This window comes from Moraxella bovis, from assembly GCF_002014975.1.
GTDB lineage: Bacteria > Pseudomonadota > Gammaproteobacteria > Pseudomonadales > Moraxellaceae > Moraxella > Moraxella bovis.
This window is the reverse complement of record NZ_MUXV01000082.1, coordinates 1-796: the sequence shown is the minus strand read 5'-3', so window position 1 is coordinate 796 and position 796 is coordinate 1. Positions and strand designations below refer to the sequence as shown.

General features: G+C 37.6%; 1 protein-coding gene. It reads left to right on the top strand.

The window, feature by feature from the left end; translation table 11 throughout:
* Window positions 1-73: 73 nt before the first annotated feature.
* Window positions 74-775 (top strand): IS1 family transposase, encoded by a 702-nt coding sequence (locus tag B0182_RS13205; protein WP_078275358.1) that lies wholly within the window; start codon window positions 74-76, stop codon window positions 773-775.
* Window positions 776-796 lie beyond the last annotated feature (21 nt).

Below are 796 nucleotides of genomic sequence, written 5' to 3'. Positions count from 1 at the left end.
GGCAGTGGTTCAAAAAGTATGCTGTAACAAAAACTAAAAAGACAACTTAACCAAACAGTGGTAATTTACGGTTATGAAGACGACAATTACCATTACTTGCCCAAGTTGCCTATGTCATAGTATAAAGAAAAATGGCGTAAAAAGCTATGGCAAACAAAATTATTTTTGTAAAAATTGCCACAGACAGTTTGTCCAACAGTCAGAACTAAGCTACAAGGGCTGTTATTCGCACATAGACAACAAAATACGCTTAATGCTTGCTCGTGGGTGTAGCATTGCAGATATTGTGGTAATTGAACAAGTGAGCAAAGCAAAGGTGCTAAGTGTACTCACAAACAGCAACCACAAAATCAAACCCAAACAACAACATTACGACACCTTAGAAGTGGATGAGTTTTGGACTTATGTTGGTAACAAGAAAAACAAAGTTTGGCTCATCTATGCTTATGACAAAGGCACAGGTGAGATTGTTGCTTTTGTGTGGGGCAAACGAAACCTTGCTACTGCCAAAAAACTCAAAATACAACTTACCCAACTAGGCATTACTTTCAACAAAATTGCTTGTGATGATTGGGATAGCTTTTTAACTGCCTTTAAGCACTCTTTAAAACAAGTTGGTAAACGCTTTACTGTGGGTATTGAAGGCAATAACACCAGACTGAGAACCTTCGTCAGGCGAGCATTTAGGAGAACTTGCTGTTTTTCTAAAAAGCTAGAAAACCATTTCAAAGCATTTGAGTTGGTGTTTCATTATATTAACTATGGTTGGGTTTAGCATACTTTTTAGACCAGAGCC

What these genes read in the sequence shown, in the direction of transcription:
- B0182_RS13205 (WP_078275358.1), top strand. Translation starts at nt 74, where the DNA reads ATGAAGACGACAATTACCATTACTTGCCCAAGTTGCCTATGTCATAGT.